At 72.0% G+C, this 15,702-nt stretch carries 15 protein-coding genes; 8 read left to right on the top strand and 7 right to left on the bottom strand.

Annotated features, from left to right (window positions below):
• Positions 1-8: 8 nt before the first annotated feature.
• Positions 9-632 (bottom strand): sensor histidine kinase, encoded by a 624-nt coding sequence (locus tag ACGF7U_RS14200; RefSeq protein ID WP_393107155.1) that lies wholly within the window; start codon positions 630-632, stop codon positions 9-11.
• 651 nt (positions 633-1,283) lie between these two features.
• Between ACGF7U_RS14200 and ACGF7U_RS14195 the strand changes: the two genes are divergently transcribed.
• The 3 genes from ACGF7U_RS14195 to ACGF7U_RS14185 are packed head-to-tail and all read left to right on the top strand — an operon-like array spanning position 1,284 to position 4,471.
• On the top strand, positions 1,284-2,273 hold the full coding sequence (locus ACGF7U_RS14195; protein WP_393106422.1) for a carboxymuconolactone decarboxylase family protein: 990 nt from the start codon (positions 1,284-1,286) through the stop codon (positions 2,271-2,273).
• 9 nt (positions 2,274-2,282) lie between these two features.
• On the top strand, positions 2,283-2,735 hold the full coding sequence (locus ACGF7U_RS14190) for a DUF6220 domain-containing protein (protein WP_393106420.1): 453 nt from the start codon (positions 2,283-2,285) through the stop codon (positions 2,733-2,735).
• Entirely contained in the window at positions 2,732-4,471 is a 1,740-nt protein-coding gene (locus ACGF7U_RS14185) for a multicopper oxidase family protein (RefSeq protein WP_393106418.1), read from the top strand. Before ACGF7U_RS14190 ends, ACGF7U_RS14185 begins: the two co-directional genes overlap by 4 nt.
• Positions 4,472-4,625: 154 nt before the next feature.
• Here ACGF7U_RS14185 and ACGF7U_RS14180 read toward each other — a convergent pair whose 3' ends face one another.
• The 4 genes from ACGF7U_RS14180 to ACGF7U_RS14165 all read right to left on the bottom strand — a co-directional run bounded on the left by ACGF7U_RS14180 (position 4,626) and on the right by ACGF7U_RS14165 (position 7,790).
• Positions 4,626-5,468, bottom strand: a complete 843-nt coding sequence (locus tag ACGF7U_RS14180) for a PhzF family phenazine biosynthesis protein (RefSeq protein WP_393106416.1) — start codon at positions 5,466-5,468, stop codon at positions 4,626-4,628.
• Between the two features lie 125 nt (positions 5,469-5,593).
• Positions 5,594-5,998, bottom strand: coding sequence for a hypothetical protein (locus ACGF7U_RS14175; RefSeq protein WP_393106414.1), 405 nt, complete (start codon positions 5,996-5,998; stop codon positions 5,594-5,596).
• A gap of 234 nt (positions 5,999-6,232) precedes the next feature.
• A complete protein-coding gene (locus ACGF7U_RS14170) occupies positions 6,233-6,652 on the bottom strand; it encodes a hypothetical protein (protein ID WP_393106412.1) in 420 nt (139 codons plus the stop codon).
• A gap of 157 nt (positions 6,653-6,809) precedes the next feature.
• Positions 6,810-7,790, bottom strand: coding sequence for a helix-turn-helix transcriptional regulator (locus tag ACGF7U_RS14165; RefSeq protein WP_393106410.1), 981 nt, complete (start codon positions 7,788-7,790; stop codon positions 6,810-6,812).
• Positions 7,791-7,908: 118 nt separating this feature from the next.
• On the opposite strand from ACGF7U_RS14165, the gene ACGF7U_RS14160 reads away from it, so the two are divergent.
• Entirely contained in the window at positions 7,909-8,304 is a 396-nt protein-coding gene (locus tag ACGF7U_RS14160) for a RidA family protein (protein WP_393107153.1), read from the top strand.
• Between the two features lie 273 nt (positions 8,305-8,577).
• Positions 8,578-10,164 (top strand): serine/threonine-protein kinase, encoded by a 1,587-nt coding sequence (locus ACGF7U_RS14155; RefSeq protein ID WP_393106408.1) that lies wholly within the window; start codon positions 8,578-8,580, stop codon positions 10,162-10,164.
• A gap of 66 nt (positions 10,165-10,230) precedes the next feature.
• On the opposite strand, the gene ACGF7U_RS14150 is transcribed toward ACGF7U_RS14155, so the two are convergent.
• Positions 10,231-11,340 carry an FAD-dependent monooxygenase gene (locus ACGF7U_RS14150; RefSeq protein WP_393106406.1) on the bottom strand — a complete coding sequence of 370 codons (1,110 nt, stop codon included), beginning with the start codon at positions 11,338-11,340 and terminating at the stop codon, positions 10,231-10,233.
• Positions 11,341-11,485: 145 nt separating this feature from the next.
• Between ACGF7U_RS14150 and ACGF7U_RS14145 the strand changes: the two genes are divergently transcribed.
• Entirely contained in the window at positions 11,486-12,454 is a 969-nt protein-coding gene (locus tag ACGF7U_RS14145) for a TetR/AcrR family transcriptional regulator C-terminal domain-containing protein (protein WP_393106404.1), read from the top strand.
• Between the two features lie 243 nt (positions 12,455-12,697).
• Here ACGF7U_RS14145 and ACGF7U_RS14140 read toward each other — a convergent pair whose 3' ends face one another.
• Positions 12,698-13,660 carry an alpha/beta hydrolase gene (locus ACGF7U_RS14140; protein WP_393106402.1) on the bottom strand — a complete coding sequence of 321 codons (963 nt, stop codon included), beginning with the start codon at positions 13,658-13,660 and terminating at the stop codon, positions 12,698-12,700.
• Positions 13,661-13,753: 93 nt separating this feature from the next.
• Here ACGF7U_RS14140 and ACGF7U_RS14135 point away from each other — a divergent pair, with 93 nt between their 5' ends.
• Both ACGF7U_RS14135 and ACGF7U_RS14130 read left to right on the top strand, forming a co-directional pair.
• On the top strand, positions 13,754-14,158 hold the full coding sequence (locus ACGF7U_RS14135; RefSeq protein ID WP_393106400.1) for a MerR family transcriptional regulator: 405 nt from the start codon (positions 13,754-13,756) through the stop codon (positions 14,156-14,158).
• 82 nt (positions 14,159-14,240) lie between these two features.
• Positions 14,241-15,428: an NAD(P)/FAD-dependent oxidoreductase gene (locus tag ACGF7U_RS14130; RefSeq protein ID WP_393106397.1), complete on the top strand. Its 1,188-nt coding sequence runs from the start codon at positions 14,241-14,243 to the stop codon at positions 15,426-15,428.
• The last annotated feature ends 274 nt before the right edge of the window (positions 15,429-15,702 follow it).

The raw sequence follows: 15,702 nt of genomic DNA, 5'->3' as shown, positions 1-15,702 counted from the left end.
GCGCTCGGTCATGCGCGAGCGTCCAGCGGGAACGTGGCCCGCACCGCGAACCCGCCGCTGTCGCGGGCGGCGGTCCGCAGCGTCCCGCCCAGCCCGGTGACCCGTTCGCGCATGCCGCGCAGGCCCACCCCCGGTGTCACCGGCCGGGCGGGCGACGCCTGGCCGTCGTCGTCCACCGAGACGGTCAGCTGCGCCGGGGCGTACGCGATGTGGATCCGGGCGGTGGCGGGGCCGGCGTGGCGGGCCACGTTGGTCAGCGCCTCCTGGACCACGCGGTACCCGGCCTGGTCGACCTCGGCGGGCAGGTCACGCGGCGTACCGGTGACGGTCACCTGAACCGGTACGCCGGCCGCCCGGGTCCGCTCGGCCAGCTCGCCCACCCGGGCCAGCCCGACACGGTCCTCGTCGGCGGGGGAGCGCAGGACGTCCAGCGTCGCCCGAAGTTCGCGCATCGCGGCGCCGCTGGCCTCCTGGATCGCCAGCAGCGCGGCTGACGGTTCCTCGTCGCGCTTGCGGGCCAGGTGCACGGCGATCCCGGCCTGCACCTTGATCACGGAGATGCTGTGGGTCAGCGAGTCGTGCAGGTCCCGGGCGATGCGCAGGCGCTCCTCCCCGGCACGGCGCAGCGCCATCTCCTCGCGGGTGCGTTCGGCCTCTATCGCCCGCTGCTCGACCTGTTCCAGGTACGCCCGGCGCTGCCGCGCGACGAGTCCGGCGACGTTGGCCGCGAAGAACCAGCCCAGCAGCAGGGCCGTCCGCTCGGCGATCTGCTGGCTGGGCCGGTCCGCGGGCGCGACCGAGACGTCGCGGGCCAGGAAGCCGCCGAGGAAGACGAGGCTGGACAGGGCCGCGGCCGCTCGGTGCCCCCGCCAGGCGGCTACGTAGACCGTGCTGAGGACGGGGAACGCGGCGGAGACCCCGGCGTGCACCCGCACGTGCAGGGCCAGCATGGCGACGGTCGCCGCGCTCACCGCCACCACCGGGTAGCGCCGGCACACCGCCAGGGCCGCCGCCATGACCAGGACCAGGGCGACGTCGATCGCCCGCACCGGTGCGGCGTCCGGCGCGAGCGCGGCGTTGCCGAGCAGGAGGCCCCCGAGGGCGAGGCCACTGAGGGCGTACGGCAGATCGCGGCGCATGACCGAACTGTAGAGCGGCCGTTTTCGAAGGAGCATCCCCCTCCGGCGGTACATGAGGCGTACCGCGGACGCGGTATCGGCGGCCGGGCAACTGCCTGCGGCGGCACGACGACTTCCCGGCCCACCGCGGCAAGCATCGAACCCATGACATACCGCTTCTTCACCCCGGTCCCCCCGAAGGCCGCGACCGGTCTCACCGCGGAGGTCTACCGGCAACTGCGGGACGAGTTCCTCGGGCCGGTGCCCACCTTCCAGGCGCTCTCGGCCGTGCCGGAGGTGCAGGCCGCGACGTGGGCGCTGATGCGGGAGGCCCTGCTCGCCGGGGACGCCTCCCGGGTCGACCGCGAGCTCGTCGCCGCGGCGGTGTCCCGGGCCAACCGCTGCCGGTTCTGCGTCGACGCCCACGTGCTGCTGCTGCACGCCCTGGGCGAGCACGAGCTGGCCGAGGTCTTCGCCCGGGGCGCGACGCCGTCGGAGCCGGGGCACGCCGAGCTCGTCGCCTGGGCCGAGGCCAGCCGGAGCCCCCGGGCCGCCGACTGGACGAGCCCGTACCGTCCCGAGCTGACCGGCACCCTGCTCGCCTTCCAGTTCATCAACCGGATCGTCTCGGCGCTGCTCGCCCCGGACCTGCTACCCGGCGGGCTACAGCGCTCCCCGCTGGTGCGCTCGGTCGGGGGCCGGCTCTGCGCCAGGGTGGCCCGGGAGCCGAAGGAGCCCGGCCGTGGCCTGGCGCTCCTCGACGCCGGCACGACGGCCCCGCCGGCCTGGGCCGGGGACAGCCCGGTCGGCGTCGCGTACGCGTCGCTGAAGGACGCCGCCGTGCGAGGCGGAGACCTCCTGGGTGACGTGGCCCGCGAGACCGTCACGGCCGCCGTGCGGTGGGAGGACGGACGGTACCCGGACCGGCCCGCGGACTGGGCCGTCGATCTGGTCCGGGACGTGCCCGGCGTGGACCGCGTCGGGACGCGGATAGCGCTGCTGGCGGCGTTCGCGCCCAGCGCGATCAGCCCGGGCGACGTCGCCCTCTGGCGGTACTCCCATCCGGCCGACGCCGACCTCGTGCGGCTGGTCGCGTACGGCGCGATCACGGCCACCGATCACGTCGCCCGGGCGCTGTCCCCGGCTCACCACTAGGAGCACACCATGCGCAAGGCATTCGTCATCGTCAGCGCGCTGTCCCTCGGCGCGTTCACCCTGCAGTTCGTCCTCGCCGCCGTGGGCGCGTTCACGAAGCCCGCGGGCGACGACGCGTACACGTTGCACAGCGTCAACGGGACGGCGGTCATCCCCGTTCTCACCCTGCTCACCATCCTGTTCGCCGCGCTGGCGAAGGCGCCGGGCCGGGTCGTCGGCCTGGCGGCCCTGCCGCTCGGCCTGGTCGTCGTGCAGGCGCTCCTCGCGGGGCTCGCGAACGGGTCCACCGACGCCGCGGGCGCCAGCACCCCGTTCGGCCTGACCATCGCCGGGCTGCACGCGCTCAACGGCATCGTCGCGGTGCACGTCGTGGTCAGCGTCTACCAGGCGGCTCGGAGGCTGGCCGGCCCGACGCCGGCCGCCGCCACCCCGGTGGCCGTCGGCGGAGGGGAGCCGGCATGACCACCGGCTCGCTGCTCGCGGCCGACCTGGTGATCGCGGTCCTCGCCGCCGCCGGGTGGCTGGGCGGCGGCGCCGCCTCCGCCGCCCGCCGCCGCCCGCTCGCACTGGGCCTGGTCGCACTCGCGCTGTTCGCCACGCTCGCCCGGGCGATCACGATCACCGCGCTCGCCCGCGCCGGCTGGTGGTTCGCCGCGGAGAAGGTCCTCGTCGCCGCCCCACTGTCACTCGCGGCGGTGGCCGTCGCCGGGCCGCGGCTGCTGCGGGCCTCGGGCGACATCCGGCTCGTCGCGGTCCCCCTTCTCTTCGCCGGGTACGCCGGAAGCGCCGGCCTGCTCGTGACGGTCCTGCACGGCTATCCGGCCTCGGCGGGAGTCGGACTGCTGGCGGTCGCCGGGGTCGTCGCGGCGACCGCGGTCACGTGGCGCATCCTCGACGCGCGCCCGTCGCCGACGGTGTCCCGGGCGGCTCTCGCGGTGGCGGCCGCGGCGCTGGTGACCGGAACCGGGTTGGCCGTCACTCCGAACGCCGCTCCCGCCGTACCGCACGACCATGGTTATCGGGAAACCCAGACCGTCGGCGAACCGACCAGGCGGTTTACCCTGACGGCCGGGACCGCCACGGTGAGCGTGGGCGGCCGGGACGTCGCGGCGTGGGCGTTCAACGGGCAGGTTCCCGGGCCGGAGCTGACCGCCACCGTCGGCGACGTCCTGGAGGTGACGCTGCGCAACCGGGACATCGCGCGGGGGGTCACGCTGCACTGGCACGGGTACGACGTGCCGAACAGCCAGGACGGGGTGCCCGGCGTGACGCAGGCGGCGGTGCTGCCCGGCCAGGAGTTCGTCTACCGGTTCCGCGCCGACCAGGTCGGGACGTACTGGTACCACACGCACGCGGTATCCGACATCGGCGTGCGCAAGGGGCTCTACGGTGTCCTGGTGGTGCGCCCGGCGCCGGTGACGGGTGTCGACGTCACCGTGCCGGTGCACACCCTGTCCGGCCTTCCACTGCCCGCACCGAGCACGGAGCCGGTCGAGGCGGGGACGCCCGTGCGCCTGCGGCTGATCAACACCGACAGCACGACACACCGGTACGCCCTGGCCGGGACCCCGTTCCGGGTCGCCGCGATCGACGGATCCGACCTGCGGGGCCCGACGCAGCTCGTCGACACCGCCGTGCTGATCCCGGCCGGCGGACGCTACGACCTGGTGTTCACCGCGCCCGCCACGCCGGTGGCGCTGTACGTCGACGGGCGCGAGGTCTACTCGACCGGACCGGTGTCGGCGGCGACCGGCGCGTGGCCGGTGCTCGATCCGCTCGGCTACGGCGTCGCCGCTCCGGTGCCGTGGTCCCGGTTCGACAAGGAGTTCACCCTCGTCCTCGACCGCGGTCTCGACCTGCGCGGGCTGCTTCCGCGGTATGCCCACACCGTCAACGGCGCGGCCGATCCGGACATTCCGTCCCAGGTCGTCCGCCTCGACGACATCGTGAAGTTCACGATCGTGAACCGGTCCCAGGTCGTGCACCCGTGGCACCTGCACGGGCACCACGTCCTGGTGTTGACCCGCAACGGAAGACCGGCGACCGGAAGCCCTCTGTGGCTGGACTCGTTCGACGTACGCCCGGGCGACGTCTGGGAGGTGGCGTTCCGGGCCGACAACCCCGGGATGTGGGCCAACCACTGCCACAACCTGGCACACGCCGACGCCGGCATGACGCTGCACCTGATGTACTCGTGAACCTCGGCGGTGAACCTCGTCGAGTAGGCGACAGGTCGGTCGTCATGCTCACGTCGGCGGCGTCCGGTACTGCGCCAGTTCCGATCAACTACCCCTACTGGCAGTCACACGCCGCACGCATCGTCGCGGCACCGGTGACGCGGAATCCGGGGCCCTATCCGGCAAGGGCAACGGCGGTGCCGGTCACCGCGATGCCGGTTCGCGGTTCGGCGGGAATTCCGATGGTCAGGACGCTGGGACGGCCCAGGTCCTGGCCCTGGTGCACGGTGACGGTCACGGGCGGCGCGACCAGCCCCAGCTCCCGTAGGTAGCCGCCGAAGGCAGCGGCCGCGGCGCCGGTGGCGGGGTCCTCCACGACACCGCCCGGTGGGAACGGGTTGCGGGCGTGGAACACCTGAGCGGACTCGCGCCACACCAGGTCGATCGTCGTCCAGTCGCGCCGCGCCATCAGCGTGGCCAGCGCGTCCATGTCGTAGTCCAGGTTGGCGAGCCGTTGCCGGCTCGCGGCGGCCACGACGGGGTGCCAGGCGCCGGCGAAGGCGACCCGGGGCGGCAGCGTCGCGTCGAGGTCGCCTGGTGCCCACCGCAGCGCCTCCAGCAGCGCCGCGAGATCATCGGCGGCGATGGGTTTGGTCTGCGGCTCCACGCTGATCAGCGTCGCCGTGGTCGTGCCGTCCGGCGCCAGGGCGGTGGAAACCTCGACCAGCCCCGCTCGGGTGTCGAAGTGCAGGACCCCGGGGCCGTGCCGCTCGGCGTAGGCGGCAGCCGAGGCGATGGTCGCGTGCCCGCAGAACGGCACCTCGGCCAACGGGCTGAAGTAGCGCACCTCGAAGCGCCCGTTGCCGCGAGGCACGAGGAACGCCGTTTCGGAGTACCCGATGTCGGCCGCCACCCGCAGCATCTCGGCGTCGTCGATCCCGGTGGCGTCGAGTACGACACCAGCCGGGTTGCCGCCCGCCGGATCGGCGCTGAACGCGGCGTAGCGCAGGATCTCCATGATCACGATCCTATCGCCCCGCCCGGTCGAGGGGTCGGCAGCAACAATTGCCGCCGCGCTGACGCCGCACAGCCAGATGCCCGGAGCGGATGCTCCGGGCATCTGGCTGTCCCTGCCGGGCGGGATCAGAAGTGGGGATCGATATAGGAACCCCAGGTCCAGGTGCCGGAAGGGGAGATGACCAGGGCATCGCTGATGGTTGCGGTGGCCCATCCCGACTGATCCGGGTCCAGCGTTGTCGTCTGCTGGTAGTAGCCGTTCTTCGGGTCCAGGCAGGTCGTCCACGTGTAGGTGGTGGCGCCGAGGTACTGGTCACGGACTGAGCCGGGGTAGTAGTTCCCCCAGGTGTAGTTGCCCGATGCCAGGGTGATCCGCTTGCTGGTGCAGGAGGTGCCCATCGAGTCCGTGGGGTTGCTGGTGAGGTACTGGGTCTTCTCCAGGTAGACGGTGGGTGCTGCTGAGGCGGGGTTCCCGGTCAGCAGGATCATCGCCCCCACCGCCGCGCCCACCAGAGCAGTCGCCGATGCCATTGACCTTCTCTTCACGGAATCTCCTGTCCCCGTCGATCTGCCAAGACGGCAGGACATAGACACTATTCGTTGCAATATCTGGTGTCTACCGTGCGGTTCGACCGCGGGAGAAATGGTCGATGACGTGGATCCGGTGCCTGATGGCGGAGCGCTGGACGGCTTGTCGCCAACCGGCCGTCGGTGACCTGGGTCGACGGTCAACGATCACCCGTCATCGGCGTCCATTGCGGCGGGTCACCCGACAGCGTGAACGTTCGTGGTCGAAGCGCTGGCGCCGGCACCGAGCCCGTGCAGTAGGGTGTCGACGAGTCGGGTGGCCAGGGCGTCGGCGTCCAGACCCTCGTCCGGCCCCGTCGCGGCCTCGTGGATGAGCGCGTAGTAGACACGGCGCGCCCAGTCGAGATTGACGTCGGCGCGGAGCAGGCCAGCATCCCGCGCCCTCCGGAGCATCTCGTCGCACCGGTTGCGGACCTCGGCGTGCACCCGCGCGACGTCGGGATCGCGTGAGGTGGTCCGACTCATCGCGTACCCCCAGTCGATCTTGACGCGGAGTACGTTCGCGGTTACCTGGTGCAGGGTGACCAGGGCCGGGGCCGTGGCGGTGTAGGCCGACTCCACGGCGTCGGCGAACCGCCGGGTGGCCCAGGCGGCCATCGCATCGATGAGCGCGTCGCGTGAGGTGAAGCGCCGCCGCGGCGGATCTGGCCCGGCAACGCATCCAGCGGGCCGCCGACGGCCCGCGAATCGCGCCGACGCCGCCGAGCGACCGCAGTGCGGCAGCCATGGGCACCGACGGTCACCGGGTCACCCTTCAACTCCCAACTGGCACGTCGTAGCGGGCGGCGATCGCGGCGGCGCGGTCGCGCAGGGCGGTACGCAACCACTGCGGGGCCAGGGCTTCCGCGTTCGTGGCGAGCTGCCACAGCGCCCATTCGGCATGTCTCGGGTCTTGGAAGGTCACCTCCAGCCGTAGCCAGCCGTCGGCGTCGACCTCCTCGGCGTGGACGGCCAGCGCGGTGCCCACCAGGTCCTCCCGCCGTGTCGGGTTCACCCGTACCAGCACGGTGACCTGGTCGCCGCCGGTGCGGAACCGCGTGCTGCGTTCCTGCCAGGCACGGTCCAGATCGACCCGGTCCGGTCGCTGTGCGGGTTCGGGGAGTTCCTCGGCGGCCAAGACCCGGGACAGCCGGTAGGTGCGGTCCGCGCCGGACCTCGTGGCCAGCAGGTAGCCCTGCTCGCGTACGGTGACCAGGCCGATCGGGTCCACCGTGCGCCACTTCGGGGCCTGGCCCACGGCCGCGTAGTGGATGCGCAGCTTGTGCCCGGCGAACACCGCCCGCCGAACCTCGGTCACTATGGCGTCGGGAACCTCCTCGGCGACCAGCCGGCGGGAGAGCAGGTCGGTCTCCGGGTCGACGAGCAGTCGCTCGACCGCGCCGGCCGCGATGTCCCGGTGGCTTTCGGGCAGGGCGTCGACCACCTTGAGCATGGCGGAGGCGAGCGCCGAACCGAGGCCGAACGCCTGCGCGCCGCGCCGCGATCCGGCGACCAGCAGGGCCAGCGCTTCGTCGTGGTTCAGCCCGGTGAGCTCGGTCTGGAAACCGGGCAGCAACGCGAAGCCGCCGTGCCGGCCGCGTTCGGCGTAGACGGGCACGCCGGCCGCGGACAACGCCTCGATGTCACGCAGCACGGTGCGGGTGGACACCTCCAGCTCGCGGGCCAGCGTGGCCGCGGTCAGCTGACCGCGCTGGCGCAGCAGCAGCACCAGCGAGACCAACCGGTCTGCCCGCATGCGCAGATTGTGCCAGGAATACGCGACAAACGGTGTCGTGATTGCCTGGGAGGCTCACCGGCGCGTGGGTGCGAGTCCCAGCATGCCCACACTCTCGACAGATGGAGCAGAGATGGCAATGGAGCGCACGACGGTGAACCCGTGGCCGTGGTCGGTGGCGTTGGGGTACAACCAGGGCGAGTTGGTCTCCGGACAGACCCGGACCCTGTACTGCGCGGGACAGACCGCGATGAGCAGCGAGGGCAAGCCCCAGCACGAGGGCGACATGGCGGCGCAGTTGGCGCTGAGCCTCGACAACCTGGAGGCCGTCCTCGGCGAGGCCGGGATGTCCCTCGCGAACCTCGTCCGGCTCAACGTCTACACCACCGACGTCGACCGGCTCTTCGCGCACTACGGCGTGCTGGCGTCGAGATTGGGCGCCGCCGGGGTGGCGCCGGCCACCACGATGCTCGGCGTGACACGGCTGGCGATCCCCACCCTGATGGTCGAACTCGAGGGAACCGCCGTCGCGTGATGCGACCTCGCCGCCTCCGGCAGGGGTGCCGGAGGCGGCACGAGGAGCAGGCCCGCCCGCCCGCGCGAGCGCGGTCCGGACGGCCGGGCGGGGGATGTCCGGGGCTCAGCAGGGCTGATGTCGACCGAATGGCACCAGGCCGGGCCCGAGCCAGGCTCTGGTCGGTGTCACCCTGCGGACGCTGCCGGCACCGTAGCTGGGGGACGGTCCGCGCCTCGTGACGAGGCTGCGGCGGGACTCCGTCGCCGGCGGAGCCTCGATATCCTTCCGGCCATGGGGAAGACGCGGCGCACCCTGGCGGACGGCCGGTACGTCCTGCGGGCCGAGCCGGTCGGCAGCGGGGGCATGGGGGTCGTCTGGCGCGCTGCGGACGTCCTGCTGGACCGCGACGTGGCCGTGAAGGAGCTGCGGCTGCCCGACGGCCTCAGCGAATCCGAACGCAGGGCGCTTCGGGAGCGCGCGATGACCGAGGCGCGCGCAGCGGGGCGGTTGAACCACCCGGGCATCGTGACCGTTCACGATGTTCTGATCGAGGATGGTCGACCGTGGATCGTGATGGGTCTGGTCGAGGGCTCGTCGCTCTACTCCGTGGTGCGCCAGGAAGGGCCGCTGACTCCGCAGCGGACCGCGGAGATTGGCGAAGACCTGCTCGCGGCCCTGCGGGTCGCTCATGCTGCCGGCATCTTGCATCGCGACATCAAGCCGCAGAACGTCCTGTTGGACCGGGACGGCCGCGCCGTACTCACGGACTTCGGGATCGCCGCGGTCATGGGCGCCACGCGGGGTCTCACCGGGACCGGCTCGGTGATGGGCACGCTGGGCTACGTGGCGCCCGAGCGGCTGGCCGGGCGGGGCGTCGAGCCGGCGTCCGATCTGTGGTCGCTCGGTGCGACGCTGTACTTCGCCGTCGAAGGCCGGCCCGCGTACGACACGGACGACCCGGCGGAACTGGTCGCCGCCGTGCTGAGTCGCGACCCCAGACCTGCTGAACGCGCTGGTCCGCTGAGCCCGACGCTGCTCGGCCTGATGGCGCGCCGCCCGGACGAACGCCTGTCGGCCGACGCGGCCGCGGAGCGTCTGCGGGAGGTCGCGGTCGGCGTCACGGCCGGCGACCAGCCGACGGTCCGGGTCACCGCGTCGACCGAGGTGCAGGCCGCAGCGCCGACCAGGGAACTGACCGCGAAGCGGACCGAGCCGTTGCCGACCGAAGCGGACGGCCCGCGTGCCCGACGTGTTTCGCCCACGCGCGTTGCCGCTGTGATCGTCATCGCCGTGGCCCTGCTGGCCGGCGCACTGGCGATGGGCTACACGCTCGCGCCGGGCGAGGCGTCGGATCGGGAGACCGCCCGAGACGGGAGCCGACCAGGCGGCAGCCCGTCGGCCACCACGCCCGTGCCCTCGTCCGCGTCGCCCTCGGCCAGAGGGTTCACGGCACCACCGAACGTGTGCCTCTACCTGACCGAGCACCCCGAGGTCATCGCGCCGTTGATCCCCAGAGCCAAGCTCCGGTCCGCGCACAAGGCCACGAACAGTTGTGAGTGGGAACCCGGCCGGGACCGCGACGGGGAAATCACCGAACTCGACGTGGAGGCCCCCCTGCTCCCCGCGAACCTGGGGGGCTGCCCCACGACGGGGGAGCGGCTTCCCGGCATCGGCGACGAGGCGTACATCGCGGAAGAGGCGGACCTCGACGACCGCGGTTGGCACGACCGCGACGTGCGTGTCTACTTTCGCGTCGACAACGTCGCGGTGTGCGTGCGGCACCAGCGCGCATCGCTGGCGTCAATGCCGCCCTCCGCCAAGGCCGCGGTGATCGAATTCGCGCGCGCTCTGAACCGGTGGGTCCAGCAGGCGTCGTAGTGGGGGAGCCGGCAGTCTCTCTGCGTACGCGAAACCCGATGTGTCCACCGCCGGCCGGCGGACGCCTCACCCGTCGAGGCGGATCGCCCGCTTCGCACGGTCCACCGACTCCTCCGACGCCGGGCCGCCCGGGTTCTGCGTGGCCAGCGCCTGGTTGACCGTGACGAACGGGCGCATGCGCCGCTCGTACCCGGCGAAGGCCGCCGGGTGGGCGCCGTCGGCCGCGGCCAGTTCGGCGGCGAGCAGGTAGGCACCCACCAGGGCCAGGCTGGTGCCCTGCCCGGACAACGGCGAGGCGCAGTAGCCCGCGTCGCCGAGCAGCGTCACCCGTCCGCGCGACCACGAGTCGAGCTTGATTTGGGCCATCGCGTCGAAGTAGAAGTCCGACGCCTTCCACATGCCGTCGAGCAGCTTCGGTACCTCCCAGCGCATCGCGGCGTACCGCTCGGCCAGCAGCCGGCGCTGGGCGTCGAGGTCGCGGTGGTCGTAGGCGATGGGACCGGCCACGAAGCCCAGGTTGACCCGCAGCTCGGTGTTGTTGCGTGCCGGATAGACGCCGCCGCCGAGGTCGCCGTCACGGAACCAGACCTGCCAGTCCTGCAGGCCCAGGAAGTTCTCCATGGTGTACACGGACAGGTAGGTGCCCAGGTGGTGGATGAACTGTTCCTCCGGACCGAACGCCAGTCGGCGCACGGTCGAGTGCAGCCCGTCGGCGCCGACCACGAGGTCGAACGTGCGCGGCGCCCCGCGCTCGAACGTCACCCGCACGCCGCGGTCGTCCTGCTCCAGGGTGGCGATCGAGTCGCCGAAGAGGTACTCGACGGTGCCGCTCGTCCTCTCGTACAGCATGGCCGTGAGATCCTCGCGCAACACCTCGATGTCGTCGCTGTCCAGGCGGCCACTGCTGATCGTGTGCTCGGTCGAGCGCATCAGCTCGTTGCCGTCGCCGTCCACCATCGACATGCCGCGCATCTGGGTGCGCACCTGGCGCAGTGGACCCAGCAGGCCCATCCGGTCGACCACGTCGAGCGCCACCCCGCGGATGTCGATCGCCTGCCCGCCGGCGCGCGGCGCCGGAGCACGCTCCACGATCGTGACGGCGAAGCCGTGGCGGTCCAACCAGTACGCCAGTGCCGGGCCGGCGACGCTCGCACCCGAGATCAGCACACTCTTCATGACGTCTCCTTGATCGCTAACGCTGTACGCGTCTGAATGTACGCCGTACGCGGATGCGTCAACAAGCGGCTGACCTGCATTTCTATGCTAGTACAGAGGGCTGCTGATAGGCTGCCTGTGCTAGGACAGGGCAGTGGGGGGTGTGGTGACCGAGCCGCCGTACCAGCGCATCGTCGCGGATCTGCGCCGCCGTATCACCGACGGCGAACTGCGCCCCGGCGACCGGGTGCCGTCGACGCGTCAGCTCGCCATCCGGTGGAATGTCGCCCTCGCGACCGCGACGAAGGCGCTGACCACCCTGCGTCAAGAGGGGTTGGTCCGGGCGGAGCCACGGGTCGGCACGCTGGTGGCCCAGCCCGAGCCGGCCGCGGTCGCCGACCCGCCGCGGCACGCACCGCGTGTCGCGGCGGGGTCCGACCGCCAGCTCAGCGGCGAGCGGATCGTGCAGGTCGCGATCGAGATCGCCGACGCCGAGGGCCTGGAGGCGCTGTCGATGCGCGGGATCGCCGCGCGGCTCGGCGCGTCGACCATGTCGGCCTACCGGCACGTGACCAGCAAGGACGACCTCGTCATGCTGATGGCCGACGCGGCGTTCGGAGAGCTGCCGCCCGCGGCGCGGGACACCGAGAGCTGGCGGGGTCGCGTGGAGGCAGCGGTGCGGACGCTGTGGACGCTGCACCGACGCCATCCCTGGCTGGCCCACCTGAGCCCGCTCACCCGGCCACTGCCGCTGCCGAACCTTCTCGCGCACGGCGAGCAGATCCTCGCCGCGCTGAGGAGCGCCGGCTTCGACGCGGCCACCACCCTCGATCTGCAGGTGCTGTTGTACAGCTACGTGCAGGGCCTGGCCGTGAACCTCGAACGGGAGGCGCACGCCCAGGCCACCACCGGCCTGTCCGAGGACGAGTGGATACGGCAGCAGGGACCAGCCATGAGCGAGATCGCCGCCACCGGCCGGTACCCGGCCTTCGCCGGGCTGATGGCGAGTTTCGCCGTCGACGGCTACGACCTCGATCTCGACCGGATCTTCGAGCTGGGCCTGCGGCTCATGCTGGACGGGCTCACGCCGCTCATCGAGCGCCGCGCGGGCCAGGTCGGGATCCCTCGCGCGTAGCCGATCGACACCGCCGCGATCGGTGAGCTGCCGGACACGTCCGCCGTCGAACGAGGTTGGCTGCCGCAGGTCGACAACCGGATGCAGCGTCCTCGTCAACCCGCCGCGGGACCGGCCGATCGCGTCGAGGTCCGTTCCGTCCGAATCCCGGATTTTCCCCGGCCGGGGGCGTCGCCGAGCGGCGCACGACCGGCTCCGGCGGTGCGCTGGTGCGCCGAACGAGGACCCGGCGCCGAATCGAGTTCAGGCATCGGGGATGGCCTTGCGGTCGAAGGCGCCTCTGAGGGCGGCGGTGGCGTCGTCGATGGCGACCTTGGCGTCGTCGAACGGATGGCGCAGGAACTCGTGGATCATGCCGTCGTAGCGGTTGACGGTGACGGGTACGCCGGCGGCGGCGAGACGCCCGCCGTACTCCTCGCCCTCGTCGCGTAGGGCGTCGTACTCGGCGGTGATGATGAGTGCGGGTGGGAGTCCACCGAGGTCGGGTTCGAGCAGCGGGGACACGAGCGGGTTCAGCTTGTCGTCGCCGGCGGCGAGGTAGTGATCCATGAACCAGTGCTGTGCCTCGCGGCTGAGGTTGCCGTACTTGCCGGCGGACGCGGTGATCGAGTGGTTGCTGCGCCGGAAGTCCAGGTCCGGGTAGATGAGCAACTGGAACGCGATCCGCGGCTGTCCCGCGGCGCGCGCCTTCAGAGTGACGACGGCGGCGAGGTTGCCCCCTGCGCTGTCGCCCGCGACGGCGAGGCGTGCCGGGTCGACGCCGAGTTCGACGGCGTGCTCGGCGACCCACGCGGTCGCCGCGTAGCCGGCATCGACCGGCGCGGGAAACTTGTGCTCCGGTGCCAGGGGATAGTCGACCGACACGACCACGCTGCGCGCGCCGTTGGCGAGGGCGCGGGCGAGGCCGTCGTGAGAGTCGAGGTCGCCCAGCACATAGCCGCCGCCGTGGAAGAAGACCACGACCGGAAGGGCCCGGTCTTCGGTCGCGACGCCGAGCGGGTGGTAGACGCATACCGGCACCTCGCCCGCCTCGGTCACGACGACGCGGTCGGTGACGTCGGCGACCGGTTCCGGTTCGCCGACCGACGCCGCGGTCAACCGACGGGCTCCGGCGCGGGCCTGCTCGGGCGTGACCGTGTGCAGGCCGGCGAAGTTGACGGCGGCGAGCCGGTCCAGGTGGGCTTGGGCCTGCGGGTGCAGTGGCATGTTCAGTGATCTCCCGATCCGACGGACGTGTGCTCCGCCAGCCTCTGACTTGTACCGTGCTTCAAGTCAAGACCGACCGAGAGGATCGCCGACGTGTCGCTTGGGACAGTGCTGGACATCGCCGAGGTAGCCGAGCGGACCGGGACGACGGCCTCGGCGCTGCGGTTCTACGAGCGGCGGGGACTGATCCGGTCCAGCGGCCGCAACGGGTTGCGCCGCACGTTCGACCCGGACGTCATCGACCGGATCACCCTCATCGGCTGCGCGCAGGCCGCGGGGTTCACCCTGGCGCAGATCGCGGCGTTCCTCGTCGCGAATCCGGGCGACGCCGAGTTGCGGGAGCGAATGGCGACGAAGGCGGCGGAGCTGGACCAGGACATCGCCCGCCTCACGCGCATGCGGGACAGCCTCCGGCACGCCGCCACGTGCACCCACACGCCACTCGTCGAGTGTCCCGAGTTCAAGTCCCGCATTCGGGACGAGAACGCGGCACGATAGGGGAGTGACCTGACTCACATCTGTCACACCGATCCCGCAGCCGGTGTCTTGTGGCCGAAGCCCTTGAAACAGAGGAGACACCATGGCTGGGAACACCGAGGTGGTCGTGGTCGGCGGCGGCTACGCCGGCGTGATGGCGGCCAATCGCCTGATGCAGCGCGACGACGTGACCGTGACGTTGATCAATCCGCGTCCGAAGTTCGTCGCGCGTCTGCGCCTGCACCAGCTGGTGGGCGGGTCCCACGGCGCGGTCTACGACTACCGGGAGGTCCTGAACGACCGGGTCCGGGTGGTCGTCGACACGGTGGTCCGGATCGACGCGGCGGAGCGCGGTGTGACGCTGACGAAGGGCGGCGCGGTCGGCTACGACTACCTGATCTACGCGGTGGGCAGCGGGGACACGGACCGGCGGGTGCCCGGAGCGGACGAGTACGCCTACCCGGTCTCCACGCTGGAGGCGGCGCAGCGGCTGCGGTCGGTCCTCGACGCCACGCCGGCGTCGACGCCGTTGACGGTCGTCGGAGCCGGTCCGACCGGCATCGAGACCGCCGCGGAGCTGGCGGAGCAGGGCCGGCGGGTGACCCTGGTCTGCGGAGGTGCGCTCGGCCCGTACCTGCATCCTCGGGCGCGACGCACGGCTGCCAAGCAGCTGGCCAAGCTCCGGGTGACGGTGCTCGACGGGCCCGACTCGAAGGTCACGGCGGTGACGCGTACGGCCGTGCAGCTCGCCAACGGCCGTCGGATTCCCAGCGAGGTCACCATCTGGACCGCCGGGTTCGCCGTGCCCGATCTCGCCGCGCGTAGCGGGCTACGTACCGATGGTGTGGGACGTCTGCTCACGGACGAGACGCTGACCAGCGTCGACGACGAGCGCATCGTCGCGGCCGGGGACTCGTCGGCACCGTCGGACCTGGCGTACCGGATGAGCGCCTACGCGGCGAGTTGCCTGGGCGCGGCCGCCGCCGACACGGTGCTCAACCGGATCGCGGCCAAGCAGCCCGAGCCCGTCAGCGTGCTCTTCAGCGCCATGTGCATCAGCCTGGGTCGTGACGTCGGCATCTACCAGCTCGCCCGCAAGGACGACACCGCGATGGGGCTGTACCTCAGAGGCGGCCCGGGCGCGAAGCTCAAGGAACTCTCCTGCAACTTCAGCGTCAAGCACCTGACGAACGAGGCCCACAAGCCCGGCTCGCACAAATGGATCAAGAACCACAACAAGCGACAGGAACAGCTACGGATTAGGCGCGGCCAAGCGGTGGGCATCCGCTGAACGGGTCGGCCGGGAGTGCGCCGGCGCTCCCGGCCGACCGTCGACGCAGCTGAGTCGTATGTCGTGCGGGGCGCGGGGTTGCGCGCCGCCGCGTGTGCGGCCATCGGCAGTCCAGCGGCCAACGGGTCGTCCGCACCTCCGTGTGTCACAGCCGGGGCATCGTGCGGCGTCCACGCGCGATCGCGCCGGCCTGACCGGTCGGGGCGGACCGCTACCAACGGAAGAGGAACCTGCTGTGCATGCCCGCTCGAACGCTCCCGGCCAGGCCGAGCCG

It is taken from the genome of Micromonospora sp. NPDC047670, from assembly GCF_043204915.1.
Taxonomy (GTDB): Bacteria; Actinomycetota; Actinomycetes; order Mycobacteriales; family Micromonosporaceae; genus Micromonospora.
This window is presented reverse-complemented; position numbering and strand designations above follow the sequence as displayed.

Coding starts and splice junctions, on each gene's coding strand:
- ACGF7U_RS14130 (WP_393106397.1), top strand. CDS start 14,241: ATGGCTGGGAACACCGAGGTGGTCGTGGTCGGCGGCGGCTACGCCGGC.
- ACGF7U_RS14140 (WP_393106402.1), bottom strand. CDS start 13,660: ATGCCACTGCACCCGCAGGCCCAAGCCCACCTGGACCGGCTCGCCGCC.
- ACGF7U_RS14175 (WP_393106414.1), bottom strand. CDS start 5,998: ATGGCATCGGCGACTGCTCTGGTGGGCGCGGCGGTGGGGGCGATGATC.
- ACGF7U_RS14155 (WP_393106408.1), top strand. CDS start 8,578: ATGGGGAAGACGCGGCGCACCCTGGCGGACGGCCGGTACGTCCTGCGG.
- ACGF7U_RS14185 (WP_393106418.1), top strand. CDS start 2,732: ATGACCACCGGCTCGCTGCTCGCGGCCGACCTGGTGATCGCGGTCCTC.
- ACGF7U_RS14150 (WP_393106406.1), bottom strand. CDS start 11,340: ATGAAGAGTGTGCTGATCTCGGGTGCGAGCGTCGCCGGCCCGGCACTG.
- ACGF7U_RS14180 (WP_393106416.1), bottom strand. CDS start 5,468: ATGGAGATCCTGCGCTACGCCGCGTTCAGCGCCGATCCGGCGGGCGGC.
- ACGF7U_RS14195 (WP_393106422.1), top strand. CDS start 1,284: ATGACATACCGCTTCTTCACCCCGGTCCCCCCGAAGGCCGCGACCGGT.
- ACGF7U_RS14190 (WP_393106420.1), top strand. CDS start 2,283: ATGCGCAAGGCATTCGTCATCGTCAGCGCGCTGTCCCTCGGCGCGTTC.
- ACGF7U_RS14160 (WP_393107153.1), top strand. CDS start 7,909: ATGGAGCGCACGACGGTGAACCCGTGGCCGTGGTCGGTGGCGTTGGGG.
- ACGF7U_RS14165 (WP_393106410.1), bottom strand. CDS start 7,790: ATGCGGGCAGACCGGTTGGTCTCGCTGGTGCTGCTGCTGCGCCAGCGC.
- ACGF7U_RS14170 (WP_393106412.1), bottom strand. CDS start 6,652: ATGGCCGCCTGGGCCACCCGGCGGTTCGCCGACGCCGTGGAGTCGGCC.
- ACGF7U_RS14200 (WP_393107155.1), bottom strand. CDS start 632: ATGGCGCTGCGCCGTGCCGGGGAGGAGCGCCTGCGCATCGCCCGGGAC.